The 26,750-nt window shown below is 68.4% G+C and carries 23 protein-coding genes; 16 read left to right on the forward strand and 7 right to left on the reverse strand.

Annotation, left to right across the window (positions count from 1 at the left end; translation table 11 throughout):
• Positions 1-164 precede the first annotated feature (164 nt).
• Both AC0IZS_RS14995 and AC0IZS_RS15000 read left to right on the forward strand, forming a co-directional pair.
• On the forward strand, positions 165-1,355 hold the full coding sequence (locus AC0IZS_RS14995) for an S-methyl thiohydantoin desulfurase domain-containing protein (RefSeq protein ID WP_471636327.1): 1,191 nt from the start codon (positions 165-167) through the stop codon (positions 1,353-1,355).
• 14 nt (positions 1,356-1,369) lie between these two features.
• Positions 1,370-2,425, forward strand: a complete 1,056-nt coding sequence (locus AC0IZS_RS15000; RefSeq protein WP_471636328.1) for a sensor domain-containing diguanylate cyclase — start codon at positions 1,370-1,372, stop codon at positions 2,423-2,425.
• Positions 2,426-2,462: 37 nt separating this feature from the next.
• Here AC0IZS_RS15000 and AC0IZS_RS15005 read toward each other — a convergent pair whose 3' ends face one another.
• The 3 genes from AC0IZS_RS15005 to AC0IZS_RS15015 form a co-directional block, all read right to left on the reverse strand.
• Positions 2,463-2,924, reverse strand: a complete 462-nt coding sequence (locus tag AC0IZS_RS15005; RefSeq protein WP_471636329.1) for a (2Fe-2S)-binding protein — start codon at positions 2,922-2,924, stop codon at positions 2,463-2,465.
• Between the two features lie 21 nt (positions 2,925-2,945).
• The gene (locus tag AC0IZS_RS15010) at positions 2,946-5,219 is read right to left on the reverse strand and encodes a xanthine dehydrogenase family protein molybdopterin-binding subunit (protein WP_471636330.1); all 2,274 of its coding nucleotides are present in this window, start codon (positions 5,217-5,219) and stop codon (positions 2,946-2,948) included.
• Between the two features lie 96 nt (positions 5,220-5,315).
• Positions 5,316-5,924 (reverse strand): glutathione S-transferase, encoded by a 609-nt coding sequence (locus AC0IZS_RS15015; protein WP_471636331.1) that lies wholly within the window; start codon positions 5,922-5,924, stop codon positions 5,316-5,318.
• 150 nt (positions 5,925-6,074) lie between these two features.
• Here AC0IZS_RS15015 and AC0IZS_RS15020 point away from each other — a divergent pair, with 150 nt between their 5' ends.
• The 6 genes from AC0IZS_RS15020 to urtE all read left to right on the forward strand — a co-directional run bounded on the left by AC0IZS_RS15020 (position 6,075) and on the right by urtE (position 13,318).
• Complete coding sequence (locus tag AC0IZS_RS15020) at positions 6,075-6,533, forward strand: Lrp/AsnC family transcriptional regulator (protein ID WP_471636332.1); 459 nt, start codon at positions 6,075-6,077, stop codon at positions 6,531-6,533.
• A gap of 237 nt (positions 6,534-6,770) precedes the next feature.
• Positions 6,771-8,033, forward strand: coding sequence for an urea ABC transporter substrate-binding protein (gene urtA / locus AC0IZS_RS15025; RefSeq protein ID WP_322595112.1), 1,263 nt, complete (start codon positions 6,771-6,773; stop codon positions 8,031-8,033).
• Between the two features lie 122 nt (positions 8,034-8,155).
• A complete protein-coding gene (gene urtB, locus AC0IZS_RS15030) occupies positions 8,156-9,736 on the forward strand; it encodes an urea ABC transporter permease subunit UrtB (RefSeq protein ID WP_471636333.1) in 1,581 nt (526 codons plus the stop codon).
• Between the two features lie 16 nt (positions 9,737-9,752).
• The gene (urtC, locus tag AC0IZS_RS15035) at positions 9,753-10,892 is read left to right on the forward strand and encodes an urea ABC transporter permease subunit UrtC (protein ID WP_471636334.1); all 1,140 of its coding nucleotides are present in this window, start codon (positions 9,753-9,755) and stop codon (positions 10,890-10,892) included.
• Positions 10,889-11,764 (forward strand): urea ABC transporter ATP-binding protein UrtD, encoded by an 876-nt coding sequence (gene urtD, locus AC0IZS_RS15040; RefSeq protein WP_471636335.1) that lies wholly within the window; start codon positions 10,889-10,891, stop codon positions 11,762-11,764. Before urtC ends, urtD begins: the two co-directional genes overlap by 4 nt.
• Positions 11,765-12,625: 861 nt before the next feature.
• Entirely contained in the window at positions 12,626-13,318 is a 693-nt protein-coding gene (gene urtE / locus AC0IZS_RS15045) for an urea ABC transporter ATP-binding subunit UrtE (protein WP_471636336.1), read from the forward strand.
• A gap of 12 nt (positions 13,319-13,330) precedes the next feature.
• Here urtE and AC0IZS_RS15050 read toward each other — a convergent pair whose 3' ends face one another.
• Complete coding sequence (locus tag AC0IZS_RS15050) at positions 13,331-14,275, reverse strand: LysR family transcriptional regulator (protein ID WP_471636337.1); 945 nt, start codon at positions 14,273-14,275, stop codon at positions 13,331-13,333.
• 179 nt (positions 14,276-14,454) lie between these two features.
• Between AC0IZS_RS15050 and AC0IZS_RS15055 the strand changes: the two genes are divergently transcribed.
• From AC0IZS_RS15055 to AC0IZS_RS15065, 3 genes are read left to right on the forward strand one after another with little or no spacing between them, the layout of a single operon-like run.
• The gene (locus AC0IZS_RS15055) at positions 14,455-15,477 is read left to right on the forward strand and encodes a porin (protein ID WP_471636338.1); all 1,023 of its coding nucleotides are present in this window, start codon (positions 14,455-14,457) and stop codon (positions 15,475-15,477) included.
• A gap of 58 nt (positions 15,478-15,535) precedes the next feature.
• Complete coding sequence (locus AC0IZS_RS15060) at positions 15,536-16,504, forward strand: Bug family tripartite tricarboxylate transporter substrate binding protein (protein ID WP_471636339.1); 969 nt, start codon at positions 15,536-15,538, stop codon at positions 16,502-16,504.
• Between the two features lie 13 nt (positions 16,505-16,517).
• Positions 16,518-18,377: a CocE/NonD family hydrolase gene (locus tag AC0IZS_RS15065; protein ID WP_471636340.1), complete on the forward strand. Its 1,860-nt coding sequence runs from the start codon at positions 16,518-16,520 to the stop codon at positions 18,375-18,377.
• Between the two features lie 20 nt (positions 18,378-18,397).
• Here the strand turns inward: AC0IZS_RS15065 and AC0IZS_RS15070 are convergent, their stop codons facing one another.
• The gene (locus tag AC0IZS_RS15070) at positions 18,398-19,243 is read right to left on the reverse strand and encodes a phosphatase PAP2 family protein (protein ID WP_471636341.1); all 846 of its coding nucleotides are present in this window, start codon (positions 19,241-19,243) and stop codon (positions 18,398-18,400) included.
• 234 nt (positions 19,244-19,477) lie between these two features.
• On the opposite strand from AC0IZS_RS15070, the gene AC0IZS_RS15075 reads away from it, so the two are divergent.
• On the forward strand, positions 19,478-20,575 hold the full coding sequence (locus tag AC0IZS_RS15075; RefSeq protein ID WP_471636342.1) for a diacylglycerol/lipid kinase family protein: 1,098 nt from the start codon (positions 19,478-19,480) through the stop codon (positions 20,573-20,575).
• A 49-nt stretch (positions 20,576-20,624) separates the two neighbouring features.
• Complete coding sequence (locus tag AC0IZS_RS15080) at positions 20,625-21,437, forward strand: metallophosphoesterase family protein (protein ID WP_471636343.1); 813 nt, start codon at positions 20,625-20,627, stop codon at positions 21,435-21,437.
• On the opposite strand, the gene AC0IZS_RS15085 is transcribed toward AC0IZS_RS15080, so the two are convergent.
• Entirely contained in the window at positions 21,438-22,592 is a 1,155-nt protein-coding gene (locus AC0IZS_RS15085) for a porin (protein WP_471636344.1), read from the reverse strand. It lies immediately after the preceding gene.
• A gap of 249 nt (positions 22,593-22,841) precedes the next feature.
• Positions 22,842-23,591 (reverse strand): TetR/AcrR family transcriptional regulator, encoded by a 750-nt coding sequence (locus tag AC0IZS_RS15090; protein WP_471636345.1) that lies wholly within the window; start codon positions 23,589-23,591, stop codon positions 22,842-22,844.
• Between the two features lie 172 nt (positions 23,592-23,763).
• Here AC0IZS_RS15090 and AC0IZS_RS15095 point away from each other — a divergent pair, with 172 nt between their 5' ends.
• Genes AC0IZS_RS15095 through AC0IZS_RS15105 form a run of 3 tightly spaced genes read left to right on the forward strand, consistent with a single transcriptional unit; the run spans position 23,764 to position 26,590 of the window.
• The gene (locus tag AC0IZS_RS15095; RefSeq protein ID WP_471636346.1) at positions 23,764-24,756 is read left to right on the forward strand and encodes a tripartite tricarboxylate transporter substrate-binding protein; all 993 of its coding nucleotides are present in this window, start codon (positions 23,764-23,766) and stop codon (positions 24,754-24,756) included.
• 14 nt (positions 24,757-24,770) lie between these two features.
• Positions 24,771-25,586, forward strand: a complete 816-nt coding sequence (locus AC0IZS_RS15100) for a cyclase family protein (protein ID WP_471636347.1) — start codon at positions 24,771-24,773, stop codon at positions 25,584-25,586.
• Positions 25,583-26,590: a fumarylacetoacetate hydrolase family protein gene (locus tag AC0IZS_RS15105; protein ID WP_471636348.1), complete on the forward strand. Its 1,008-nt coding sequence runs from the start codon at positions 25,583-25,585 to the stop codon at positions 26,588-26,590. Before AC0IZS_RS15100 ends, AC0IZS_RS15105 begins: the two co-directional genes overlap by 4 nt.
• The last annotated feature ends 160 nt before the right edge of the window (positions 26,591-26,750 follow it).

The following is a 26,750-nucleotide window of genomic DNA, read 5'->3' on the forward strand; positions in this document are numbered from 1 at the left end:
GTGTTCGCAGGGTTGCTACTCGGGAAAAAGGGGGCTGTGCAGAGCATAGGCGAAGCCGCCGCCGTCGGCCAGTGGGCTTTCCTGTCACTGTGGCCTGCTTCGGGTTGACAATCAAGCGGCAAGGCGTATCGTGCCAGCCAACCAATACAACAGGGAGGAATCCAATGGCGGCTGCAGTGTTTACCTATGGGCTGGGCGATCTGGAGGCTGTCGCGGCGGGCGCCGCGATACTGGCCAGTGGCGGTGGTGGCAGTTACAACGATGCCTGCACCATCCTGCAGCAGCTGGCGCAGCAGGGCAGCTTCACGCCGGTCACCGTCAAGGACTACGACGGTGCCACCGCTTCCTGCGTGCTGGCCATCATGGGCTCGCCCGACGCCGCCGACGGGCTGACCCTGGCGGCCATCCAGAACTCCATTACCAACACCTCGCAGGTGTTCGAGCAGGCCACCGGGTCGCCACTGGGCTGCGTGATCCCGGTCGAGATCGGCCCCATCAACTCCCTGGTGCCTCTGATCGGGGCCGGCATGTCCAGCGGCACGATCTACGTGGTCAACGGCGACGGTGCCGGCCGCGCGGTGCCCGAGCTGCCGCAGACCACCTTCACCGGCAGCGCGCAATTGGCGCCATGCCCCTGCGCGCTGGCCAGCGACGCCCCCCCTTCGCCGCTGGTCGAATCGGCCGTGCTGGGTGCACCCACCGCGGACAAGGTGGAAACGCTGGCGGGCGGCGTGGTCGGCGGCTTCGGGGGGTACTCGGGCATTGCCATGTGGCCGTCCAACCAGGGCAACGGCTATGCGCTGTCGGGCAACTACATTCCCGGCACGCTGGAGCAGGCGCGCCAACTGGGGTTTTCGCTGCTGCAGGCGGCCAGCCCGCCGTCCACGGCGTCCGTGGCGGCCAACATCACCCAGCTGACCGGTCGGCCGGCCAAGGCGGTGCTGACCAATTTCTATATCACGGCGGTCACGCAGTCCACCTCCAGCGCGTCCTCGCTCGATTCCGGGATCATCCGCCTGGACAACGCGCAGGACCCGTCGCAGAGTACCGAAACCCACTACCTGTACAACCTGAACGAGAACCTCATCATGTACAGCACGGCGAGCACCTCGCCCGACATCATCGCGCCCGACTCGATCTGCTACTACTCCGAAAGCACGGGCCGGGGCTTCTCCAACGCCAGCGATGACCTGGCCCTCTACTTCGACACCACCACGGGCCAGAGCACCGGCAAGCAGGTCAGCGTCATCCAGGTGCAGACCGCGCCCCAGCTGTACAACACGCCGGGCGTGGTGGCATCGTTTGCCGGGCTGCTGCGCAACATCGGCTACGCCGGTGCCATGCCCTCGGCCTGAGTGAATGGGCCACCATGGGCGAAGCAGATCTGAACCGAGAGCGGCTGGAGCTGGCGCTGGAGGCGGCCGGCCTGGACCTGTGGGAGAACGATCTGCTCACCGGCAACGTCACCCGCAAGGCCACCAAGACCTTCCTGGAGCTGGGCTTCACCGAGGAGGAGATCGTCTCGGGCCTGCAGGACGTCTACGGCCTGTTCCACCCCGATGACCTGGCAACGGTGCAGACGGCCGTTGCCGACCACATGTCGGGCGTCACGCCGCAGTACCGCTGCGAGTTTCGGCTGCGCGCCAAGAGCGGCGAATGGGTCTGGTATGCCAACTACGGCCGCATCATGGACGGCCATACCGACACGCCGGGCAAGCGCCTGATCGGGGTGACCTTCAACATTGACGACCGCAAGCGCAAGGAAGATGAGATTGCGCAGATCAACCGCCAGCTGCGCGAGCAGAACGCCTTGCTGCAGCAGCTCAACACCGCGCTGGAGCAACTGGCCGCGTGCGATTCCCTCACGGGCCTGTCCAACCGGCGCACGCTGATGGACCTGGGCGCGCGCGAGTGCCTGCGCACCGGGCAACTGGGCCAGCCGCTGTCGCTGATGGTGGTGGACATCGACCATTTCAAGGCCGTCAACGACGCCTGGGGCCACCTGGCCGGTGACCGCGTGATCTGTGCCGTGGCCCAGGCCTGCCTGGCACGCGCGCGCACGGCAGTGGACATCGTGGCCCGCTTCGGTGGCGAGGAGTTCGTCATCGTGCTGCCGGGCATCGATGCCCCCAGCGCGCTGCGCCTGGCCGAGTCGCTGCGCACGGGCGTGTCGGACCACAACGTGCTGGTGGATGCGGACGGCGCCTGCGTCACCGTCACCGTGAGCATCGGCGTGGCCACCCTGTACGACGTGCGCGGTGCGAGCTTCGAGGAACTGGTCAACACCGCCGACAAGGCCCTGTACCGGGCCAAGCAGGCCGGGCGCAACAATGTCCAGTCGGCGGTGGCTGCAGAGTCTGCCGCCCGTGCAGCGGCCCACATGCTGCACGATCCGGGGCACACCCAGGGCGCATTGGCCAGTTGAGCGGGGCCGTGCCGCTGGCGCTTTCCGACAGGGGCTGTCAGCCGGGTTGCTTGCTTGCGGCCTGGTGGATGGCCGCCCGGATGCGCGGGTAGGTGCCGCAGCGGCAGGCATTGCCCGACATGGCGGCGTCGATGTCGGCATCGCTGGGCCGCGCGGTCTTGGTGAGCAGCGCGCAGGCCGACATCAGCTGGCCGCTTTGGCAGTAGCCGCACTGGGCCACGTCCAGCGTGGTCCAGGCATTGCGCAGGGACTCGGCCTGCGGGCCGACCAGGCCTTCGATGGTGGTCACGTCGGCCTCGCCCACGGCGGACAGCGGCGTGATACAGGCGCGCGTGGGCTCGCCGTTCAGGTGTACGGTGCAGGCGCCGCACAGCGCCATGCCGCAGCCGAACTTGGTGCCGTTCATGTGCAGCTCGCCACGCAGCACCCACAGCAGGGGGGTGTCGGGCTCGGCGTTGACGGCAATGGCCTTGCCGTTGATGCGAAGGGTGGTGGGCATGGGTGGGGCTCCTGTAGGGGGTCAGGCCAGGCGCAGCGGCAGGCTGCGCAGGCGCTGGCCGTTCAGCGCGAAGAGGGCGTTTGCCACGGCGGGGGCGATGGGCGGAACGCCCGGCTCGCCCACGCCCTCGGGCGGCTCGGCGCTTGGCACGATATGCACCTCGATGCGCGGGCACTCGGCCATGCGCAGCAGCGGGTAGTCGTGGAAGTTGGCCTGCTGCACCTGGCCCTTGTCCACGGTGATCTCGCCATGCAGCGCGGCCGTGAGGCCGAAGACGACGGCGCTCTCCATCTGCTGGGTGATGAGGTTGGGGTTGATGGCCGCGCCGCAGTCGATCACGCAGACCACACGGTGCACGCGGATGGCCTTGCTGTCCGCCGCCACCGACACCTCGGCCACCTGCGCCACGATGGAGCCGAAGGACTGGTGCAGCGCAATGCCCCGGGCGCGTTTCGCGCCGGATGCATCGGCTGCCAGCGGCTGGCCCCAGCCCGCCAGCTCGGCCGCCTTGGTGAGCACATGCAGGTGGCGCGGGTGCTTTTGCAGCAGGCCGGCCCGAAAGGCCACCGGGTCCTGCTTGGCCGCAGCTGCGGCCTCGTCCATGAAGCTTTCCTTGAAGAAGGCCTGGTGCGAATGCCCGACCGAGCGCCAGAAGCCCACGGGCAGCGGCAGCGGGATGATTTCGTGGGCGATGCGTGCATGGGGCCATTCGTAGGGCTGGTCGAAGGCGCCTTCCGACGTGGTCTTGTCCGGCCCGGCCCCGGGCAGGCCGAAGATGCGCCCGAGCACCTGCGGCACGATGGCCTGGCCCACCGAGAGGTTGTCCCAGGCCACCAGCCGGCCCTCGCCATCAAAGCCGGCCTTGAAGCGCGCCATGCACGCGGGGCGGTAGAAGTCGTGCTGCGTGTCCTGCTCGCGCGTCCACAGCGTCTGCACCGGCGCACCACCGGCGGCGCGCGCAATGGCCGCGGCCTGGGCCACATAGTCCACCTCCAGCCGGCGGCCAAAGCCGCCGCCCAGCAGCAGTTGCTGCACGTCCACCTTATCCTCGGCAATGCCCAGCACCTTGGCGGCAGCCGCGCGCGCCAGGTCGGGTACCTGGGTGGAGGTCCACACCGTGGCCGCGCCATCCTTGAACTGCACCGTGCAGTTGATCGGCTCCAGCGCTGCGTGCGCCAGGTAGGGCGCGCGGTAGTCGGCCATGAGGGTGCGCGCCGCGCCCTGCATGGCCACCTCGGCATCGCCGCTCTGGTGGTAGCCAAAGCCCTTGGCCTGGTCCAGCGCCTGGGCCAGTTGCGTGTACACCGCCGCGCTCGACAGCGCGGCCGCCGGGCCGTGGTCCCACTCCACCGTGACGGCGGCCACGGCCTTGCGCGCGTGCCAGGGCGTGTCGGCGATCACGGCCACGGCGCCGGTGCCGCCGTTCAGCGCATCCACGGCCAGCACCTTCTTCACGCCGGGCAGCTTCTCGGCCGCCGCGCCCTCCATGCGCGCCACCTTGCCGCCGCGCGTGGGGCACACCACCACGGCGGCATGCAGCAGGCCGGGCGGGTTGGCGTCGATGCCGAACACGGCGCTGCCGTCGAGCTTGCTGCGCGCCTCGATGCGCGTGAGCGGCTTGCCGATCAGGCGGAACTGCGCCGCCTCCTTGAGCGCCACCTTGCCCGGCAGCGGCTGCTGCGCGGCCAGGGCCGCGAGTTCGCCGAAGCTCGCGCGCTGGCCCGCGGCATGCTCCACCACGCCGGCCTGCACGCTGCACTCGGTGGCCTGCACGTTCCACTGCGCGGCCGCCGCACGCACCAGCATGGCCCGGGCGCTGGCGCCGGCCTCGCGCATGGGCAGCCACAGGTCCTTGATGCTGGAGGAGCCGCCGGTCATCATCACGCCCACCTCGCGCATGGTCTTGGCGGTGAGCCAGCCGGCCACGGCCTTCATCGAGCCATCGTTGTCGGGGTGGAAGGGCAGGCCATCGACCACGGTGGCCAGGTTGTTGTAGATGTCATCGATGGGCGCCATCTCCAGCCGCACCTGGGGCCAGTCGGCATCGAGCTCCTCGGCCAGGATGGCGGCCAGCCCGGTGTGCGTGCCCTGGCCCATCTCGGCCTTCGCCATCATCACCGTGACGGTGTTGTCGGCGCCGATCTTGAGCCAGCCATTGAGCGCCGCCTGGCCGCCCGCCGTGGGCAGCGGCGCGCCCGTGCGCAGGCGCTGGCGTGGCGGCAATGCCCCCCAGCCGATCACCAGCGCGCCCGCCGTGGCGGCGCCCCCCCAGAGCACTGTGCGTCGTTTCACCATGGTTGTTGCCTGCCTCTCGTCGGAGCGATGGGTAGGGGCCATCGTATACCGGCAGGGTACCGGGCGCGATGCGCCCAGGCGACACAAGCGCCCGATTCAGCGCGCAGGCCATGCGGCAAAGGCCGGTAACCTCTCCGCCTCCTCTGCATAGGCGGCCAGCGCCGGGTAGCCCGCCGCCGCCACGGTATCGGGCACCATCATCTGCGTGAAATCCCAGGCCACGGCGATGGTGATGCCGGCGTCACCGATGTCCTGCGCGGGCGCGGGCAGGGGCTCGCGCGCCAGTTCTGCCTCCAGCAGCGCGCAGGCAGCCAGCAACTGGCCCGTCACGCGCTCTAGCCAGGGCGTGTGCAGCTTCTCGGTGGGGCGCAACTGGTGCTCGTAGACGATCTGCACCGCCTTTTCGCACACGGCCAGCGCTAGGCCCGTGAGGCGCAGCGCGCGCTGCAGCACCGGGCCGCCTGCGGGCTGCAGCCGGCGCGCTGACAGCGTGGCCGCCCACTGCAGTATCAGCGTCGAATCCATGAGCACGCCGCCGTCGTCGCAGACAAGTGTCGGGGCTTTGACCACGGGGTTGATGCGCCCGAACACATCGAAGGTGCTGAACACCGACAGCGGCAGGTGCGTGAACGGCACATCGAGCACCGTGAGCGCGATGGCGACGCGGCGGACATAGGGCGAATCGAGCATTCCAACCAACTGCATGGGATCGTTTCCTCTGAAAGCGGCCACCACTGGCCGCAGGTCTTGCACGATAGGGACATGCCGGTGCTGCGGGAAGCAGCGGGCATCGGAATAATCCGCCGCAAACCGATGGATGATCGGCCACAGCGCAATCCCTGTTCAGAACGCACCATGGAACTCGACAAGAAAGACTGGCTCATCCTCGAAGCCCTGCAGGCCGACGCCCGCCAGAGCCTGGCCGCCCTGGGCAAGCGCATCGGCCTCTCGCAGCCCGCCATGAGCGAGCGTGTGCGCAAGCTCGAAGATGCTGGCGTGATCGAAGGCTACAGCGCGCGCGTCAACCTGCGCGCCGTCGGCGTGCGCCTGCAGGCGCTCATCCGCATACAGACCACGCATGCCGGCATTGCGCCCTATGTGAAGCTGTTCGAGACCATGCCCGAGGTGCTCGAAGCCGACCGCGTCACGGGCGAGGACTGCTTCATCGTGCGCTGCGCCATCCCCGAGCCCGAGGACCTGCAGCGCGTGGTCGATGCGCTGGCCCGGCACGGCGGCGTGACCACCTCACTGGTGCTGTCCAGCCCGGTGCGCAAGACCACCACCGTGCATGCGCTCAAGCGGCCGGCGCGCTGAGCGGGCGGTGGCGTATGCCGAGGGGAAGGTTTTTGCTCTGCTTTTGGTAGCTGAAAGCGACCTGCCAGCCTAGGTGAAGTGGCGATTTTTTCCCCGCTTGTAACTGGCCGTGTACGCCACCCGGCGTATTTCCGATCCGGGGGGCTGTCTCCAGAATCCATTCCATCGACCGAACCATGCGCCCACCAAGGCGCCATCGGGCGAAGCGGTTTGAACCCCTCTACTGGAGAAGCACACATGCAACGTCGTTATTCCCTCAAGGCCCTCGCGGCCGTCGCTGCGCTCGCTGGCCTGTCTGCCTTGCCAGCCCACGCCCAGGACACCATCAAGGTCGGCATCCTGCACAGCCTGTCGGGCACCATGGCCATCTCGGAAACCGTGCTCAAGGACACCGTGCTGATGGCCATCGACGAGATCAACGCCAAGGGCGGTGTGCTCGGCAAGAAGCTCGAACCCGTGGTGGTGGACCCGGCCTCCAACTGGCCCCTGTTCGCCGAGAAGACCAAGCAGCTGCTGGGCCAGGACAAGGTTTCGGTGATCTTCGGCTGCTGGACCTCGGTGAGCCGCAAGTCGGTGCTGCCCGTGGTCGAAGAAATGAATGGCCTGTTGTTCTACCCCGTGCAGTACGAGGGTGAGGAACTGTCCAAGAACGTGTTCTACACCGGCGCCGCGCCCAACCAGCAGGCCATCCCCGCAGTGGACTACCTGATGAGCAAGGACGGCGGCAGCGCCAAGCGCTGGGTGCTGCTGGGCACCGACTACGTGTACCCCCGCACCACCAACAAGATCCTGCGCGCCTACCTCAAGTCCAAGGGCGTGAAGGACAGCGACATCGACGAGAAGTACACCCCCTTCGGCCATTCCGACTACCAGACCATCGTCGCCGACATCAAGAAGTTCAGCCAGGGCGGCAAGACGGCCGTGGTCTCCACCATCAACGGCGACTCCAACGTGCCCTTCTACAAGGAACTGGGCAACGCGGGCCTCAAGGCCAAGGACGTGCCCGTGGTCGCCTTCTCCGTGGGCGAAGAAGAGCTGCGCGGCGTGGACACCAAGCCGCTGGTGGGCCACCTGGCCGCCTGGAACTACTTCCAGTCCATCAAGAGCCCGGCCAACACCGAGTTCATCAAGAAGTGGGGTGACTACGCCAAGGCCAAGGGCATTGCCGGCCACAAGGACAAGCCGCTCACCAACGACCCGATGGAAGCCACCTACATCGGCATCAACATGTGGAAGCAGGCTGTCGAAAAGGCCAAGAGCACCGATGTCGACAAGGTGATTGCCGCCATGGCCGGCCAGACCTTCAAGGCACCGTCGGGCATCGTCTCCAAGATGGACGAAAAGAACCACCACCTGCACAAGAGCGTGTTCATCGGCGAAATCAAGGCCGACGGCCAGTTCAACGTGGTGTGGAAGACGCCTGGCCCCGTCAAGGCCAAGCCATGGAGCCCTTACATCGAAGGCAACGACAAGAAGCCCGACGAACCTGCGAAGAAGTAACGGCATCGCCCAAGGCGGACAGGCGCCTTGCAAGGGGAGGGGCGCTGCCGTGCCCCTCCCTTTTTTCTTTCCGGGCGCACCCCGCCTTGCGGGGTGCCTCCACAGGCATTGACTGACGCACTATGTTCAGATTTCTTTCGATGGCATGGCTGTGCCTGCTCGCGTGGGCCGGCCCCGCGCAGGCACTCACGGCCGAGCAGGCGCTGGCCATGGCCGCCGGCGACACCGACGAGCGCGTGGCCGCCGTGCAGCAGGCCATCGTGCAGCCCGACGAGCGCATCGCCGCCTTCCTCAAGGCCCTGGCCGATGACGAGGTGAAGATCGTCGGCGCGGGCAAGGCCGCCATCATCGTGCAGGGTGGCAAGGGCATCGACCCCGCCACCGGCACCGAGGTGCCCGTGCCCGACGACGCCGAAGACGTCATCAACAACAACCGCATGCGCGGTGAGATCGACACTGCCATGGCCGGCCTGGCCCTGTTCGGCAAGGACGACGTCAAGCGCCTGGCTGCTGCCAAGGCCCTTACCCGCGAGCCCGACGCTGGCCGCCTGCCGCTGCTCGACAAGGCCCTCGCGCAAGAGACACAAGCCGCCATCAAGGCCCAGCTCGAACTGGCCCGCTCCGCCACGCTGCTGGGCAGCGATGACGCCGCCCAGCGCATTGCCGCCGCGCAGGCCCTGTCGCTGAGCGCCACGCCCGACACGCGCCTCTTGCTCAACGAGCGCGCCACGGTGGAAGAGGACGCCAAGGTCAAGGCCGCACTGCAGGCAGCCCTGAAAGCCATCGACGGCGAACTGGCCTGGGGCGAGCGCCTGGGTGCCGCGTTTTCGGGCATCAGCCTCGGGTCCATCTTGTTGCTGGTGGCGCTGGGCCTGGCCATCACCTACGGCCTGATGGGCGTGATCAACATGGCCCACGGCGAGCTGATGATGATCGGCGCCTACGCTACCTACGTGGTGCAGGGCCTGTTCCAGAAGTACCTGCCCGGTGCCTTCGACTGGTACCTGGTGGCCGCGGTGCCGCTGGCCTTCGGCGCATCGGCCCTGGTGGGCGCGGTGCTCGAACGCAGCGTGTTGCGCTTCCTCTACGGCCGCCCGCTGGAGACGCTGCTGGCCACCTGGGGCATCAGCCTGGTGCTGATGCAGCTGGTGCGCACGGTCTTCGGCGCGCAGAACGTGGGCGTGGAAAACCCCGCCTGGATGAGCGGCGGCGTGCAGGTGCTCTCCAACCTCACGCTGCCCTACAACCGCCTGGTCATCATCGGCTTTGCCATCGCCGTGCTGCTGTCCATGGGCTGGCTCATCGGGCGCACGCGCCTGGGCCTGTTCGTGCGCGGCGTCACGCAGAACCGGCCGATCGCCTCGTGCATGGGCGTGAACACCGCGCGCGTGGACACCATGGCCTTCGCGCTGGGCTCGGGCATCGCGGGTCTCGCCGGCTGCGCACTGAGCCAGGTGGGCAACGTCGGCCCCGACCTGGGCCAGAGCTACATCGTCGACGCCTTCATGGTCGTGGTGCTGGGCGGCGTGGGCCAGCTGGCCGGCACCGTGTACGCGGCGCTGGGCCTCGGAGTGCTCAACAAGTTCCTCGAAGGCTGGGCCGGCGCCGTGCTGGCCAAGATCGCCGTGCTCGTGTTCATCATCATCTTCATCCAGAAGCGGCCGCAGGGCATCTTCGCGGTGAAGGGCCGCACTGCTGATTGAGCGGGCAAGACATACCATGACTACCAAGCCTTCTCTCCAACTGCCCGCCCCGGCCCCGCTGCTCACGCGCACCGGCTGGTCGGCCTTCATCGTCGCCCTCATCGTGGTCTGCGCCCTGGCGCCGCTGCTCAACCTGGTGGTGCCCGCTGGCAGCGTGTTCCACATGAGCGACTATGCCGTGGCCCTGCTCGGCAAGATCATGTGCTACGCCATTTGCGCGCTGGCCATGGACCTGATCTGGGGCTACACCGGCATCCTGAGCCTGGGCCACGGCCTGTTCTTTGCGCTCGGCGGCTACGTGATGGGCATGTACCTCATGCGCCAGATCGGCCGCGATGGTAACTACAAGAGCGAGCTGCCCGATTTCATGGTCTTCCTCGACTGGAAGGAACTGCCCTGGCACTGGATGCTGTCCGACAGCTTCGTGGCCACGCTCATCCTGGTGGTGGCCGTGCCCGGCATCGTGGCCTTCGTGTTCGGCTACTTCGCTTTCCGCTCGCGCATCAAGGGCGTGTACTTTTCCATCATCACCCAGGCCATGACGTACGCGGCCATGCTGCTGTTCTTTCGCAACGAGACCGGTTTTGGCGGCAACAATGGGTTCACCGACTTCAAGCGCATCCTGGGCCAGCCCATTGCCACGCAGAACATGCGCATGCTGCTCTTCGTGCTCACGGGGCTCACCCTGCTCGGCTTCTTTTTGCTGGCGCGCTGGCTGGTGCGCAGCAAGTTCGGCCGCGTGCTGCAGGCCGTGCGCGACGCCGAAACGCGCGTCATGTTCTCGGGCTACTCGCCGCTGCCCTACAAGCTCACCATCTGGACCATCAGCGCCATGATGTGCGGCGTGGCCGGGGCTTTGTACGTTCCCCAGGTCGGCATCATCAACCCCGGCGAGATGAGCGCCGCCAACTCCATCGAGATCGCGGTGTGGGCCGCCGTGGGTGGCCGCGCCACGCTGATAGGACCCATCGTGGGCGCCTTCATCGTCAACGGCGCCAAGAGCTGGCTCACCGTCACCGCGCCGGAGTTCTGGCTGTACTTCCTCGGTGCGCTGTTCATCGCCGTCACGCTGTTCCTGCCCAATGGCGTGGTGGGCCTGGTGAAGAAATTCGGTTTCGGCAAAAAGAACGATGACAAGAAGGGAGGCACCGAATGACCCCGGACCTGATGGAAGAGGGCGCACGCCGAGTAGCGGGCCACGCCGCTCCGACCCCCATGGGCCAGACCGAATCGGGCGGCCGCGCCGCCGGCTTCTCGCGCATCGCCACGCCGGGCGAGGTGGACGTGACGCACGGCCGCATTTTGTACCTCGAAGACGTGAACGTGAGCTTCGACGGCTTCAAGGCCATCAACAACCTGAGCCTCGACATCGCCCCCGGCGAGCTGCGCTGCATCATCGGCCCCAACGGCGCTGGCAAGACGACGATGATGGACATCATCACCGGCAAGACCCGGCCCGACAGCGGCACCGTGTACTTCGGTAGCACCATCGACCTGCTGCGCCACAACGAGCCCGAGATCGCCAGCCTGGGGATAGGCCGCAAGTTCCAGAAGCCCACGGTGTTCGAGCAGCTCACCGTGTTCGAGAACCTCGAACTTGCGCTCAAGACCCACAAGGGCGTGTCGTCGAGCCTGTTTTTCAAGCTCGACTCCGCCCAGTCCGATCGCCTGGCCGAGATACTGCACACGATTCACCTGGCGGGCAGCGTGGCGCGCATGGCTGGTAATTTGAGCCATGGGCAAAAGCAGTGGCTGGAGATCGGGATGCTGCTGATGCAGGACCCGAAGTTGTTGCTGCTGGACGAACCCGTGGCGGGGATGACGGATGACGAGACGGCTCGCACGGCCGAGCTGTTCCTGACCCTGAAGGGCAAGCACTCGCTGATGGTGGTGGAGCATGACATGGGGTTCATCCGCACCATTTCTGAGATCGTGACGGTGCTGTGCGATGGAGCTGTGTTGGCGCAGGGGACGCTGGACCAGGTGCAGTCGGATGAGCGGGTGATTGAGGTTTATTTGGGGCGGTGATGGGTTCGTCTGTGCTTCCTGTTGTTGCTGCATGCCTTTGCCAAGGGTGGAGGCCGGGTCTCGGCCCGGCGGCCGAGGTACTTGTTCTTTGCTTCGCCAAAGAAAAGTACCCCAAAGAAAGGCGACCCCGCTGCCCGTGTCCCCCTCGCCCGAGGGGCGAGGGGGCAGCCTGCGATGCTCGGTCCTGGGGTGGCGCCGAAGAACTTCCTGCGCTGCCTCTGCGAGGCAGCTCCGGTCAAACAGCTTCGGCGAGCCAGACAACGATGCGCGTGTCCTTCGGCACGCGCTCACCCCAGGCCCTGCGCTTCTCGGCACGGTCAGAAGGGGGTGGGAACGGGCTCCACACGGGCCATTGCTTCGCTCGGCCTAGCGGCCCTTCGCTGCGCTCGGCTCGCCAGAGCGATTGCGCCCCCACCGTCGGCAGCGCGCAGCGCGTAACTGACACCGGGCGCAGCTGCGCAGCAGCAGCCGTTCGGTACCCGCCCCCCACCCCTGCTGGCTGCGCCGAGAAGCGCAGGAGCTGGGGTGGGCGTGTGTGCCGAAGGACACACACGCTTCGTGATCTGGCTTGCCGATGCTGTTTGAGCGGAGTTCACCCGCAGGGGGAACGGAGCGAGTTCATCGGCACCACCCCAGATCCGAGCATCGCAGGCTGCCCCCGTTCGCCCGACAGGGCGAGCGGGGGACGCAGACTGGGGGTCGCCTTCTCTTTGGTGACTTTCTCTTGGCGACGCAAGAGAAAGTTACTGCGCCGCCGGGCGCACACCCCGGCTCCCGCCCTTTGAGTAGATAGCCGAAGCAACCACCACCTCGAACCGCAAAGCAACCCTGCCCCGGCGCACCAGACATAGGCCAACCAACATGCTCACCGTCCAAAACATCAACCAGTACTACGGCGGCTCCCACATCCTGCGCGACGTGAGCCTCACCGCCGAACCCGGCAAGGTCACCGTCCTGCTCGGCCGCAACGGCGTCGGCAAGACCACCCTGCTCAAAAGCCTCATGGGCCTCGTCCCCATCAAGAGCGGCGCCATCCACTTCGATGGCAAACCCATCGACAAGGCCACCCCCTACGACCGCGCCCGCGCCGGCATCGGCTTCGTGCCGCAAGGCCGCGAGATATTCGGCCGCCTCACCGTCGAAGAAAACCTGCGCATGGGCCTGGCCTACAAGAGCGGCTCCACCCCCGTGCCGCCGCACCTGTACGAACTGTTCCCGGTGCTCAAGCAGATGCTGCGCCGCCGCGGTGGCGACCTCTCGGGCGGGCAGCAGCAGCAGCTGGCCATTGCGCGCGCGCTCGCACCGGGGCCACGCCTGTTGATCCTGGACGAACCCACCGAAGGCATCCAGCCGAGCATCATCAAGGACATCGGCCGCGTCATCCGCATGCTCGCCGACAAGGGCGAGATGGCCATCCTGCTGTGCGAGCAGTACTACGACTTCGCGCAGGAGCTGGCCGACCAGTACCTTGTCATGGAGCGCGGCGAAGTCATCGCGCGAGGCCCTGGCAGCGAGATGGAGTCCAAGGGCATCCGCAACCTCGTCGCCATCTGATCGGTCCCGGGATCAGCCTGCCTTGGCGGGCTTGGTGCGCTTGCCCGGGTGCTCCTTGACTGAAGCGGCAGGCAACACCATCGCCTCCACCAGCAAGCGGGTGAAGGTGCCGTGCAAGGGCGAGGCCGGTGCATTGCTCAGGGTGGCAATGCCCAACTGGTAGCCGATGTGCGGCCGGAACGGACGCGAGCTGATGCCGGCCTGCGGGCAATGCCGTGCCAGCAGCGCGTTGACGATGGACACCCCCAGGCCCTGCGCCACGTGGGCGCAGGCCTCGCTGACCGAGTGCACCTCCAGCGCGACGCGGGGCTGCACGCGCTTCTGGCGGAACGCCATGTCGATCTCGTGGCGTATCTGGCGCTGGCGCCCCAGCAGGATCAGGCTGCAGTCGATCAGGTCGTCGGGGCTCACCTGCGCGAGCTGCTCCAGCGCATGCCCCTTGGGCATGATGCAAACAGCCTCGGATTCGAGGGTTGCGAGCGTGCTGAGCCCCTGCATCTCCATCGGCAGGCGTACCAGACCGATGTCGGCCTCGCGGCCGAGCAGGGCGTGCTCCGCATCGCTGTACGAGCCCGAGAGCACCTCCAGCACCACATCGGGGTGCGCCTGCATGAAGCGCCTGGCCAGGGTGGGCATCAGCGTGGTGGCCAGTGTGTTGGGTACGGCCACCTTGAGCAGCCGCCGCTTGAAACCACCCAGGCGCAGCTGCTCGGCATGCCGGCGAAAGCACTGGGCCGAATCCATCAGGCCCTGGGCGTCGTTGCGCAAAGCCTGCGCTTCGGCCGTCGGCGTCAGGCGCCCCTTCTCGCGCACGAACAGGCGCAGCGCCAGGCTCTCTTCCAACTGCGCCAGCAGCCGGCTGATGGCGGGTTGCGACAGCCCCAGGCGTTCGGCCGCACCGGTGGTCGAGCCGCTGAGCATGATGGCCTGGAAGGCTTCGAGCTGCTTGAAATTCATGGGTGCTTGAACGGTGTGGACAGGCCTGTGTGCGCATCTTTGCACCGGTACCGCGCGGGCGCAAACACACAGCAATCCGCATAGGGTAATACGGCTTCGTCATAGCGTTGTAGGGACCTCCTTCGCTCCACAGAATTCGTGGCGTCAGACGTCACCCATCCATTCGAGGAGCGAGATTCATGAGGCCCATTTCCCCCGCCACGCTGGCTGCCAGCGTCCTGGCATTCCTGTCTGCGGGTACGCCCGCCGCGGCGCAAACGCAAGACCTGCAGGTCTACGGCCAGGTGCGGCTCACCGTCAACAACACCAAGACCGGCAACGCCGGCTCTGTCATGGAAGAGCGTGACAACGCGTCGCGCCTGGGCTTTCGCGGCAGGGAGGACCTGGGCGATGGCATGGCCGCCCTGTTCGGCCTGGAGATGGGGCTCGAAGCCGACTCGGGCGCCGCCACCACGCCCGCGTTCCGCAACAGCTACTTGGCCTTGCGCGGTGGCCTGGGCACGCTGGCGTTGGGCCGGCTCGATTCGGCCAACCCCACGGGCTCGCCGCTGTATTCGCAGGTCACGCGCATCACCTCGTTCGCGGCCAACGATGCCGGCGCCACGGCCATCGGCACGTCCATCCTCAATGCGCGCAACCGCACCTCCAATTCGCTGGGCTACCAAAGCCCCAGTTGGGGCGGCGTGAACCTGCGTGCGCGCTACTACCTGCGCGGCGATGCCAAGACGCCCGAGCAGGAAAACGGCGCCAAGTCGCTTGACCTGGGCCTGAACTATGCCGATGGCCCCTGGTCCGCCGGCATCGGCTATGCCAAGGACACGCGCCCGGGCGGCCTGCTGGCCAACGAGTTTGCGAGCAAATGGCAACTGGGCCTGCGCTACGACTTCGGCGCCGTCGAGCCCTATGTGCTGCTGGGCCGCGACCGCTATGCAGCAGCCTCCGCCACCGTGCGTGCCGACGTGGACTACTGGCTGGTGGGCAGCCGCTTCTCCACGGGCCCGCACGCCCTGGTGGTCAACGTGATGCAACGCGACGTGCAGGCCTCGCTGCGGGGGCTTCGCAAGCGCCAGCAGGTGGCTTATACCTATGCATTGTCCAAGCGCACCGAACTGCAGGCCTTCGTCGACCGCGACGGCATCGACTCCAGCCGCCGCAATGTGGCCGTGCGCGTGGTGGGTGCAGGAGTTCGCCATGATTTCTAACCCGCCAGAACGCCTCGTTGCGCAACACCAGGTCCAGCCATCTTGCAGGAGTTTCTTCATGCCCCGAATCCAGCGAGCCATCGCGTTGATGCTGCTCCCTTTCGTGTTGTCCCAGCCCCTGGTCGCAGGGGCGGCCGATTTTCCCGAGAAGCCCGTGCGCATCGTGGTCCCGTTTCCGGCAGGGGCAGCTGCCGATACGGCCATGCGTGTGGTGGCACGCAAGATGTCGGAGCAATGGCGGCAACCCGTCGTCGTGGACAACCGGCCCGGTGCGCACGGCTTCCAGGCGGTCACCTCGTCGGCGGCGGACGGGTACACGCTGCTCATGGGCGCCGGCTCGGGGATGGTGACGGCCCCGCTGCTGTCCAGCAAGCTGCCCTACAACCCTTCGCGCGACTTCATGCCCGTGGGGCGCGTGGTGGTCAACGTCCCCATCCTGACCACGCACCCGGGCCTGCAGACGCGCACCGTGCGCGAACTGGTCGAGCTGGCCCGCAAGAGCCCCGGCACCCTGAACTACAGCACCAGCGGCAATGGCAGCCCCGGCCACCTGTCGATGGAGATGTTCCAGGCGGCCACAGGCACCAAGATGGTCCAGATCCCCTACAAGGGCGGTGGCCCCGCCGTGAACGAGCTGGTGGGCGGCCATGTGCAGCTGGGCATGAATGCCGTGCCCAGCGTGTTCGCGCACATCAAGGCCGGCAGGCTGGTGCCGCTGGCCGTGGCCAGCGCCAAGCGCTCGCGCGCCTTCCCCCAGGTGCCGACGATGGCCGAGGCCGGCGTGAAGGATTTCGAGTACGACATCTGGTACGCCCTGTTCGCCCCCACGGGCACGCCGCCCGATGTGGTCAACAAGGTCAGCAAGGCGCTCAACACCGCGCTGGCCGATGCCGAGGTGAGCAACCTGCTCGTGGCCCAGGGCGCAGAGCCGGCCCCGACCACGCCGCAGGAACTGGCGCGCTTCATCCAGCAAGACACCGCGCGCTGGGCCAAGCTGGTCAAGGAACGCAATCTCAAGCTTGACTGAGCGGGGCCATTCCATGAACACGACTTCGACGGCTGCCGCCCACGGCAGCGTGACCCGGCACACCCACCGCGTGCCCATGCGCGACGGGGTGCACCTCGCCACCGACCTGTACCTGCCCGCGCAATCACCCGGCCCCTGGCCCGTGCTGCTGGAGCGCACGCCCTACGGCAAGGACGCCGAGACCCGGCGCGAGCGCACGGCCACCAACCCCGCGCCCCTGCGGCGCGGCGAAGTGGCAGCCCGCTTTGCCGAGGCAGGTTACGCCGTGGTCGTGCAGGACTGCCGCGGCCGCTTCGACTCCGATGGGCAGTTCACCAAGTACCTGGGCGAGGCCCACGACGGTGCCGACACCCTGCAATGGATCATGGCCCAACCCTGGTGCAACGGCGCGGTAGGCACCTATGGCCTTTCGTACGCGGCCCACACCCAGACGGCGCTGGCCAGTCAGCGGCCGGCGGGGCTCAAAGCCATGTTCCTCGAATGCGGGGGTTTTTCTAACGCCTACCGCGGCGGCATCCGCCACGGCGGTGCGTTCGAGCTCAAGCAGGCGGTCTGGGCGCTGCGCAATGCGCGCAACGGCAGCAACCGCCTCAGCGCGTCCGCGCGCCAGGCCCTGGACGCGGCCGACATCGGAGACTGGTTCCTGCGGCTGCCCTGGTCGCGCGGCGATTCGCCGCTGCAATGGGCGCCCGAGTACGAGGACTATCTCTTCGGGCAGTGGGAGCGTGGCGCCTTCGACGACTACTGGCGCCAGCCCGAGCTGTATGCGGCGGGGCACTATGACGCCTTAGAAGGCGTCGCCGCCCTGCTGATGTGCGGCTGGTGGGACCCCTACGCCCAGACCACGACGGACAACTACCAGGGGCTCGCCCAGCGGCGCCAGGGTGGCCTGCGCATGGTGCTAGGCCCCTGGACCCACGGCGAACGCAGCGTGCCGTACGCCGGGGACGTGGACTTCGGCCCCAGCGCCGTGCTCGACGGATCGCTCGCGCCGGACTACGTGGCCATGCGGCTGGCCTGGTTCGACCACTGGCTCAAGGGCCAGCCCCTGCCGCCGGCGATGGACGACAGCGTGCGCTACTTTCGCATGGGTGGCGGCTCGGGGCGGCGCACGCCCGCCGGTCGGCTCGACCATGGTGGCACCTGGCGCAGCGCCGGCCACTGGCCCTTGCCCGGCACCGCCTTCGCGCCCTGGTACCTGGGGGCGGACGGCACCCTCTCGCCCGTGCAGCCCGAGTGTGATGAGGCACTGGGCTTCGAATTCGATCCGGCGTCGCCGGTGCCCACCATCGGCGGCTCCATCACCTCGGGCGAGCCCCTGATGGTGGCCGGTGCCTACGACCAGCGCACCAGTGGGCAGACCTTCGGGGCCCGGGCACCCCATGGGCCCCTGGCGCAGCGGCCCGATGTGCTGGTTTTCCAGACACCGGTGCTCGACGAGGACATGGAGGTCTCGGGGCCCATCACCATCGCGCTGTGGGTGTCTTCCACCGCCCCCGACACGGACTTCACCGCCAAGCTGATCGACCAGTACCCGCCCAGCGAAGACTATCCTGAGGGGTATGCGATGAACCTCACGGACGGCATCCTGCGCTGCCGCTACCGGCGCTCTTGGGAGGCCCCCGAGATGATGCAGCCCGGCGAAATGGTGCAGATCACCATCGAGCCCATGCCCACCTCCAACCTGTTTCGCAGGGGGCACCGGATCCGGCTGGACATCTCGAGCAGCAATTTCCCGCGCTTCGACGTCAACCCCAACACCGGTGCATCGGAGGGCAGCGCGGGGCAGCGCGTGGTGGCGCGCAACAGCGTACACATGGGGCCGGGCGCGCCGTCGCGGGTGGTGCTGCCGGTGATTGCGGCACGGCGCTGAACCAGGGCCGGGGCCTGATTTCAGCCGGGCACCGGCGCGCTGCCCACCCGGTGCCGCCAGCGCGCCACGCTCTCGATCACCAGCACCGTGCAGACCATCCAGGTGCCGCCCAGCAGCCAGCCGGCCAGCACGTCGCTGGCATAGTGCACCTGCAGCACCATGCGGCTCCAGCCGGTGGTGAAGACCAGCATGCCCGCCAGCACCACGCAGGGCACATGCCAGCGTGGCGGCAGCAGGCGCGTGGCCAGGTAGGCCAGCAGGGTGTAGGCCACCATCGAGGCGCTGCTGTGCCCGCTGGGGAAGCTGTAGCCATCGGCCTGCGCCACGCCATGGTGCAGGTGCTCGGGCCGGGCGCGTTCAAAAATGCTTTTCAAAATGCGCGTCAGCGCCCCATTGCCCGCCAGGGCCGCCAGCCAGCCCGTGGCCAGCAGGCGGTGGCCGCGCCACCACAGGCCGGCGGCCACCAGGGCCGTGAGCGCCGTGAGCACGGCGGTGTCGCCCAGGTGGGTGAGGGCGGCAAAGAAACGCAGCACCCCGGTGGCGGCGTGCAGGCGCAGGGCGTCGGCAATGGCATCGTCCACCGCGCCCCAGTCACCGTCCTGCTCACTGCCGCTCTCGGCCAGCTCGGCCATCACGCTGCCGGCCAGTACCACCGCGCAGGCGGCGGCCAGCATGCCTGCCAGCAGGGCCCAGCGCGGGTCGATGGCCGTGGGCAGCGTGCGCTGCAGCAGCGGCCCGCCGTGCCGGCGCACCGTGCGCAGGCCCCACAGCGCAAGGGGCCCCGCCAAGCCGGCCAGCGCCAAGCCCGCCAGCCACCAGCCCATAGGGTGGCTGGCGATGAGGTGGCCGATGGCGGTGGTGTTCATGGGATTCAATGGCAAGCGTTCGGTTTCGGGTGGATACTGCGCTTGTATCGCACTGCCCATCACCCCTTCGCACCGGCTGTGAATGTAGGACAAGGAGCCGACAGGCTCACAGCGCCGTGGCTGACAGGCCCAGGCGCCAGAGCCGGGCACCATGGAGCGATAGCGGCGTCATGTGCCACCGTGGCCCGTTAGCGGCGCCATGCCGTTGCCCCACCGGAGCCTTGCCTTTCACCCATGACCATTGCCCAACGCCCTCCCGCCGTCCACCCCCACGGGCGCATCCACCTCGTGGTGCCCAAGCGCCCGGGCGCCGACTTCGACCTGGTGCGCGCCAAGCTCGAAGGCGCCTTTGCGGCCCATGCCCACGACGTGGTGTGGCACGTGCCCGACGAGCGCGGTGACATCGTCGAGCTGGCCTACCAGGCGGTGCGCGATGCACAGGCCGATGGCGGGCTGGTGGTGGCCGCCGGTGGCGACGGCACGATCAATGCGGTGGCTTCTGCAGCGCTGCAGGCGGGTGTGCCGATGGGCGTGGTGCCCATGGGAACCTTCAATTACTTCAGCCGTGAGCACGGACTGGCGCTCGACCCCGAGATCGCCGTGCAGGACATGCTGCACGCCATGCAGCACAGCGACATGCGCCCCGTGCAGGTCGGCTTCGTCAACGAGCGCATGTTCGTGGTCAACGCCGCCGTGGGCCTGTACCCGCGCCTGCTGGCCGAGCGCGAGATGGCCTCCAGGCGCTTTGGCCGCTCGCGCATGGTGGCCATCCTGTCGGCTGTGTGGAGCATGTTCCGCCCCGCCGGAGGGCGGCGCTGGCGCGTCATCATGCGCACGCACGAAGGCGCCCAGGCGCAGCAGGAGGAGCACCTGGTCACCACGCTGTTCGTCGGCAACAACCCGCTGCAATTGGGCCGCATGGGGCTGGAACAAGCCCGGTCGGTGGCCGATGGTGGCCAGCTCGCCGTGGTGTTGTTACAGCCGCAGGACCGCTGGGCCGTGGCCCGCACGGTCTGGAATGCGGCCACCGGCCAGTTGGCCCGCGACAGTGCCGTGATGAGCATGGCCTGTGCCGAGATGACTGTGGCCCCCGCCAGCTGGCGCCCTGCGCAGGTCAAGGTGGCTTTTGACGGCGAGCGTGAATGGATGGCGCCGCCGCTGCGCTTTCGGGTACACGACAAGCCGCTGTGGCTGGTCACCCGCACCACGCTCGACCGCGACAGCTCTGCCGCGCCGCAGGCAGAACAGGAGCCCGACCACGTTGGTGCCGAGCCCGAGTCCCCTGCGATCGTGCCCCTGCCCGCGCTGGGTGGCGCCATGGCCGCCGGCTGACCGGGCACGGATTCACCCGCTCACGCCCTGGCGCCTGTACCCTACGCCCATGTCCGTACTGATGCACCTGTCCGACCTGCACTTCGGCGCGCACGAGCCCGTGGTCTGCCGGGCGGTGCAGGCCCTGGCGCGCCAGCTCGGGGTGTCGGTGGTAGTGGTTTCGGGCGATGTCACGCAGCGCGCCACCGCGGCCCAGTTCGCGCAGGCGGCCAGCTTCATCCGTGGGCTTGATGCCGGTGCCACGGTGGTGCTGCCGGGCAACCATGATTTGCCGCTGTTCGCCTGGTGGCTGCGCTGGGGTCGGGCCTATGACCGCTTCGAACACGAGTTCGGCAAGGACCTGGAGCCCGTGCGCCAGCTGGGCCGCTTCTTCATCGTCGGCGTGAACACCACGCGGCCTTGGCGGCACGAGCGCGGCAGCCTCTCCAGCGCGCAGATCGCCCGAGTCGAGAAGCAACTGGCCGAGGCCTACGAAGAGCCCTGGCGCATCGTTGTCGCCCACCACCCGCTCACCGCCCGCAACACGCAGGACAAGGAGCACCGCCCGGCGCGCGCCGATGAAGCCCTGCTGCGCTGGCGCGACGCCGGCGCGCAGATGCTGCTGTCGGGCCATGCCCACGCCGCCGGCCTGCTGCAGCCGCTGCCCGGCCTGTGGGTCAGCCAGGCCGGCACGGCCGTATCGCACCGCCTGCGCCATGGCTACCCCAACAGCCTGGTCATCCTTAGCCACGAGGCCGATGCGCACGACCCCGACAAGGTGCTGCGCTGGGCGGCGCGCTGGGACTACGACCCCGCGCGCGCCGCCTTCCACTGCGTGCAGCGCCAGTGGGTGGATGACCCCAAGGGGGCGTTGGCCGCCTGATCAGAAGCGGTGGCGCATGCCCAGCGCAAAACTGGTGCCGTGCGCATCCACCGCCCGTGGCGGGGCCGGCAGCGTCTGCGTGCGCGTGCTGTCGCGCATAGCCATCAGGTAGACGTCGGTGCGCTTGGACAGGAAATAGTCGTACCCCACGGTGAACACCCGCCGCTGCACATTGCCTCCGGCCACGGTGGCCGGCACCGGCCCCACGGCGTCAGCCGTGCGGCGCGATGCATACCCTGCCAGCAACCGGCCCGCACCCATGGGCACGGCCGCACTCACATCCCACACGCGGTAGCCTACTTTGAGCGGCGCCGCCGCCGTACCCCGGTTCCGTATGTGGCCCAGGTGGGCGAACACCTTCACCGCCGTGAAGTCGTACGAGGCCGCCAGTTGCCAGGCCCGCGTGTCGTTGGGCGAGGTGCCGTCGGCAAAGGTGATCGGGTTCTTCTTCACGCTCTGCCACGCCAGCGATGTGGCGAACGGGCCCTGGCCATAGGCTGCGCGCAGCGCGCTGTTGCCCCCGCCCTGGCCCTCCGACAGCGCATGCGCTGCGGACAGGCTGAAACCCGCCCAATTGGGGCTGTCATACACCACCGAATTCGTCCAACCCGTGCCGCCCGTGAGCGGCGCACCGATGAAGGTCACCAGGTTCAGAGGCCCGAACACGGTGGAATCGCCGAAGGCATTCGAGGTGATGCTGTTGAGAAACAGCAGCGAGGTGACATTGCCCAGCCGCACGCGCCCCCACGTGGGGTGCGCCAGCCCCACCCATGCTGCGCGCGAGAACACCGGGTCGGCCGCGAGGTTCACCGGCGCGGGCAGCGCATCGCTGCGCCCGCTGGCGCCCGAGTCGTTGCGCATGAAGGATGACAACTCGAACGCCGCCGTGATCCCTCCCCCCAGGTCCTCGTTGCCGCGCACGCCCCAGTGGCTGGTGGACATGCCGCCGCCTTCGAGCTTGCCCACGGGCCCGTCCTGCGTGTTGACGCCGGTGGCCGCGCCCTCGAAGCGGCCCACGGCCGCATCCACCAGGCCATAGAGTTGCAGGCTCGGGCCGGCGGCCGGTTGGGCGTGTGCGCTGGTGGCGGTGATGCCCAGCAGGGCCAGAAGGGCTGCGTGGCGTGCGGCAGGGGCGCAAAGGAAGTGGGTTTGCATGGTGTGTCTCCAGTCGTTGTGGTGGGTGGATGGGGGAAGAGGGCGCACGGCTCCCTGGCGCGTTCGCCATGCGAGCGCTCCAAGGGCTGTGGTGGGCTGGGTCAGCGCCGGTTGGGCGCTGTCTGCGGCGGGCACGCACGCAGGCGCTCGCACCGGTGGCATGCCACCGGCACGCAGCGGTGTGATCGGTTGGTAAGACCCCGGCGCTGGGTCAGGGCGCGCCGGTCAGGCGCATCGACTGCGGGGCCATCAATGCACCGGCCCGCCGCAGGCGCCGCGCATGCCGTGCGCGATGAAGCGCACCAGCAGCGGCCCGGCCACGGCCTCGTCGCCCGGCTGGTTCTGGCCCAGCGACAGGCGCTCGATGCGCCGGTCGTTCACATGGTGCAGCAGCGCGCCCAGCGCGAACTGGTAGCACCAGGCCGCCTGGCTGCGCGTGGCCTGGGGCAGGGCGGCGGCCAGGGCGTCGATGAAGGCATGCGCCAGCGGGTCGAACAGCTCGCGGATGATGGGCTCGTCCTCCTCCAGGTGGTCGCTCATGCCGCGTGACAGCAGGCGCAGGAAGTGCTGGCCGGCCGGCTGGCTGGCCACCTCGAGTACGGGCAGCACGAAGGCCCGGACGATCTCGTCCAGCAGCGCCTCGGGCGCGGCGGCGCGCTGCGCCTCCCCCAGCGACTGCAGCCGCACGCCGATGTAGCCCGCATGCGCGCGAAAGATCGCGTGGTACAGCGACAGCTTGGGGCCGTAGTAGTAGCCCACCAGCGCCAGCGGCACGCCGGCCTCGTCGGCAATGTCACGGATCGACACGCCGTGGAAGCCGCGTGCTGCAAACAGCCGCTCGGCCGCCTGCAGGATGTTGGCCTGGCGGTTCGGTGCCAGCGCGTCGTCGGCGCCGGGCAGGGCCTTGCCGGTGGTGCGCTTGCGCGGTGCAGCGGCTACGGCGGCTGAGGAAGCGGCAGCAGCTTCCGGGGCAGGGGAGTTGGATTTGGTGCGTGGCATGGTCCGATTTATACGGATGTACAAAACAATTGAACACTCGTACAAACCCCAGTGGCCGCAAGTTTGTACGTTCGTATAATTTTTTCACCGAGGCGTGTCGCCAGGTCCTTGCACCACCGACTCGCCGCGTTCGCATCCGCCATTGCAGCCCTTTCACCAGGAGACAAAAACCATGACCACCCGCCGCCGGTTCACCCAGCTTTCTGCCGCAGCGCTGCTGCCCTCCACCTGGGCCATGGCCGCCCGGGCCCAGGCGCCCAAGGCGCCGCTGCCCGAGGTGGCGCGCATCTTTACCGGCTTTCCCGCGGGCGGCACGGTCGATGCCCTGGCGCGCCGCGTGGCAGACCGCATGCGCGACCGCTACGCCGGCGCCGTGGTGGTGGAGAACAAGCCCGGTGCGGGCGGGCAGATCGGCATCCTCACGCTGCGCGACGCGCCGGCCGACGGCACCAGCCTGCTCATCACACCCTCGTCCATGCTTTCCATCTACCCCTACACCTACCCCAAGCTGCGCTATACGCTGGACGACGTGGCCCCCGTATCCCTGGGCGCCATGATGGACCACGGCTTGGCCGTGGGCCCCAGCACCCCCGACAGCGTGCGCACCCTGGCAGACTTTCTGGCCTGGACCAAGGCCCACCCCAACAGCGCCAACTACGGCAGCCCCGGCGCGGGCTCCATGCCGCACATGGTGGGCGTGCTGCTGGGCCAGTTCAGCAAGCAGGATCTGCGGCACATCGCCTACCGCGGCACGGTGCCGGGCATGCAAGACCTGCTGGGCGGGCAGATCCCCGCGTTCTGGGGCCCCATCGGTGACTACCTGCAGCACCAAAAGGGCGGCAAGCTGCGTGTGCTGGCCATCTCCGGGCCCCGGCGTTCGCCCTTTCTGCCGCAGGTACCCACGCTCAACGAGCTGGGCTACCCGCTCAAGGTCAACGAGTGGTATGGCTTCTTCCTGCCTGGCAAGGCCTCGCCCGACACCGTCAAGCGCGCGGCCGACGCCCTGCAGGCCGCCCTGGCCCACCCCGAGGTGGTCGAGTACGGCAAGCAGTACGGCCTGGAGATCAAGCCCTCCACCCCCGCCGAGCTGGCCCAGCTGCTGCGAGCCGACGCCGAGCAGTGGCGCACGCTGATCAAGCAAACCGGCTTCACCGCCGAGTCCTGAGCACTGTGCACGCCATGACCAACAACCCAGAGCGCCGCATCGTCGATATCTCGATGCACCTTGAAAACGACGTGGTCTCCGACCCCCCGGGCCTGGGCCCGCGCATCAGCTACATCGACCACCACATGAGCTTTGACGACCTGGCGCGCTTCTTCCCCGGCCTGCGCCGGGAGGACCTGCCCGACGGCGAATCCTGGGCGGTCGAGGACGTGCAGCTCAACACCCACAACGGCACCCACCTCGACGCGCCGTACCACTTCGCCTCCACCATGGACGGCGGGCAGCGCGCCCTGACCATCGACGAGGTGGACCTGAACTGGTGCTTTCAGCCCGGCGTGAAGCTCGATTTTCGCCACCTGCCCGATGGCTACGTGGTGCAGGCCGCCGACGTGGAGGCCGAGCTCGCGCGCATCGGCCACACCCTGCAGCCGCTGGAGATCGTGGTCGTCAACACCCGCGCAGGCAGCGCCTACGGGACGGCGGGCTACACCCGCGCCGGCTGCGGCATGGGGTATGAGGCCACCATGTACCTGCTCGAGCGCGGCGTGCGCCTCACCGGCACCGACGCCTGGAGCTGGGACGCCCCCTTTGCCTACACCGCCCAGCGCTATGCCGAAAGCGGCGACGCCTCGCTGATCTGGGAAGGCCACAAGGCCGGTCGCGACATCGGCTACTGCCACCTCGAAAAACTCCACAACCTGGAGGCATTGCCCGCCAGCGGCTTCTATGTATCGTGCTTCCCGGTCAAGGTGCGCGGCGCCTCCGCCGGGTGGACGCGCGCCGTCGCCATCTTCGACCCTGCACTCCCCCTGGGCAAGGCCACGGCATGAAACTCGCCACCCTCAAGAACGGCCAGCCCGACGGCCGCCTGGTCGTCGTCTCGGCCGACGCCAGCCACTGCGTGGACGCCAGCCCCGTGGCTCCCACCCTGCTCGACGCCCTGCAGCGCTGGGACGAAGTGCTGCCGGCGCTCGAACGCCTGTCGCTGGCCCTGAACATCCCCGACACCCGCGCCAGCGTGGGCGCCGTGCCGTTCGACGCGCGCCAGTGCGCCGCGCCGCTGCCGCGCAGCTTCCAATGGCTCGACGGCTCGGCCTTTCTGAACCATGGGCGGCTGATGGAGCGCGCCTTCAAGACCCCGCCCATCGCCGACTTCGAGACCATCCCGCTGATGTACCAGGGCGCGGCCGACGATTTCCTGGGCCCGCACGACCCGGTGCCGTTGCCCTCGGAGGGCGACGGCATCGACTACGAAGGCGAGTTCGGCGTGGTGCTGGGCGCCACGCCCATGGGGGTGGATGCACGGCAGGCGCTGCAGCATGTGCGCCTGGTGGTGCTGCTCAACGACTGGAGCCTGCGCGGCTTTGGCCCACGCGAGGCCCGAAGCGGCTTCGGCTTTCTGCAGGCCAAGCCCGCCACCGCCTTCGCCCCCATCGCCGTCACGCCCGACGAGCTGGGCCCCGCCTGGCACGAGGGCCGCGTACACCTGCAGCTGCAGACTTACCGCAACGGTGCCTGGTGCGGCCACCCGCACGGCGGCGCCATGCACTTTGATTTTGGGCAATTGATCGCGCATGCCGCGCGCACGCGCCGGCTGTCGGCCGGCACGGTCATCGGCTCGGGCACCGTCTCCAATGCCGACGCGGCCATGGGTTCGAGCTGCATCGCCGAGCGCCGCATGCTCGAAACCCTGGCCGAGGGCGCGCCGCGCACGCCCTTTCTGCGCTTTGGCGAGCGGGTGCGCATGGTGGCGCTCGATGGCCAGGGCCGCCCGGGGCCCTTTGGCATGCTGGACCAGGTGGTGCAGCAGGCCGCAGGGGCCGGTGCAGGCTGATGCCAGCACGGCGTGGGGCCTGCGTCCATAGGGCGCTTTCCCCTCGTTGTTTTCCCGGGGCCGGCTTGACCCGCCCCCGGGGCGCGCCTATTCTGGCTGGCGTGGACTGCAGCCCGCGCGGCTGGTCGATAACGCTATGCTGCGACAGTCCCGGCCCCCA

Source organism: Acidovorax sp. AC410, from assembly GCF_979253235.1.

Excerpts from the sequence above, each read along its gene's own strand:
- AC0IZS_RS14995 (WP_471636327.1), top strand. The coding sequence starts at position 165 with ATGGCGGCTGCAGTGTTTACCTATGGGCTGGGCGATCTGGAGGCTGTC.
- AC0IZS_RS15000 (WP_471636328.1), top strand. The coding sequence starts at position 1,370 with ATGGGCGAAGCAGATCTGAACCGAGAGCGGCTGGAGCTGGCGCTGGAG.
- AC0IZS_RS15005 (WP_471636329.1), bottom strand. The coding sequence starts at position 2,924 with ATGCCCACCACCCTTCGCATCAACGGCAAGGCCATTGCCGTCAACGCC.
- AC0IZS_RS15010 (WP_471636330.1), bottom strand. The coding sequence starts at position 5,219 with ATGGTGAAACGACGCACAGTGCTCTGGGGGGGCGCCGCCACGGCGGGC.
- AC0IZS_RS15015 (WP_471636331.1), bottom strand. The coding sequence starts at position 5,924 with ATGCAGTTGGTTGGAATGCTCGATTCGCCCTATGTCCGCCGCGTCGCC.
- AC0IZS_RS15020 (WP_471636332.1), top strand. The coding sequence starts at position 6,075 with ATGGAACTCGACAAGAAAGACTGGCTCATCCTCGAAGCCCTGCAGGCC.
- urtA (WP_322595112.1), top strand. The coding sequence starts at position 6,771 with ATGCAACGTCGTTATTCCCTCAAGGCCCTCGCGGCCGTCGCTGCGCTC.
- urtB (WP_471636333.1), top strand. The coding sequence starts at position 8,156 with ATGTTCAGATTTCTTTCGATGGCATGGCTGTGCCTGCTCGCGTGGGCC.
- urtC (WP_471636334.1), top strand. The coding sequence starts at position 9,753 with ATGACTACCAAGCCTTCTCTCCAACTGCCCGCCCCGGCCCCGCTGCTC.
- urtD (WP_471636335.1), top strand. The coding sequence starts at position 10,889 with ATGACCCCGGACCTGATGGAAGAGGGCGCACGCCGAGTAGCGGGCCAC.
- urtE (WP_471636336.1), top strand. The coding sequence starts at position 12,626 with ATGCTCACCGTCCAAAACATCAACCAGTACTACGGCGGCTCCCACATC.
- AC0IZS_RS15050 (WP_471636337.1), bottom strand. The coding sequence starts at position 14,275 with ATGAATTTCAAGCAGCTCGAAGCCTTCCAGGCCATCATGCTCAGCGGC.
- AC0IZS_RS15055 (WP_471636338.1), top strand. The coding sequence starts at position 14,455 with ATGAGGCCCATTTCCCCCGCCACGCTGGCTGCCAGCGTCCTGGCATTC.
- AC0IZS_RS15060 (WP_471636339.1), top strand. The coding sequence starts at position 15,536 with ATGCCCCGAATCCAGCGAGCCATCGCGTTGATGCTGCTCCCTTTCGTG.
- AC0IZS_RS15065 (WP_471636340.1), top strand. The coding sequence starts at position 16,518 with ATGAACACGACTTCGACGGCTGCCGCCCACGGCAGCGTGACCCGGCAC.
- AC0IZS_RS15070 (WP_471636341.1), bottom strand. The coding sequence starts at position 19,243 with ATGAACACCACCGCCATCGGCCACCTCATCGCCAGCCACCCTATGGGC.
- AC0IZS_RS15075 (WP_471636342.1), top strand. The coding sequence starts at position 19,478 with ATGACCATTGCCCAACGCCCTCCCGCCGTCCACCCCCACGGGCGCATC.
- AC0IZS_RS15080 (WP_471636343.1), top strand. The coding sequence starts at position 20,625 with ATGTCCGTACTGATGCACCTGTCCGACCTGCACTTCGGCGCGCACGAG.
- AC0IZS_RS15085 (WP_471636344.1), bottom strand. The coding sequence starts at position 22,592 with ATGCAAACCCACTTCCTTTGCGCCCCTGCCGCACGCCACGCAGCCCTT.
- AC0IZS_RS15090 (WP_471636345.1), bottom strand. The coding sequence starts at position 23,591 with ATGCCACGCACCAAATCCAACTCCCCTGCCCCGGAAGCTGCTGCCGCT.
- AC0IZS_RS15095 (WP_471636346.1), top strand. The coding sequence starts at position 23,764 with ATGACCACCCGCCGCCGGTTCACCCAGCTTTCTGCCGCAGCGCTGCTG.
- AC0IZS_RS15100 (WP_471636347.1), top strand. The coding sequence starts at position 24,771 with ATGACCAACAACCCAGAGCGCCGCATCGTCGATATCTCGATGCACCTT.
- AC0IZS_RS15105 (WP_471636348.1), top strand. The coding sequence starts at position 25,583 with ATGAAACTCGCCACCCTCAAGAACGGCCAGCCCGACGGCCGCCTGGTC.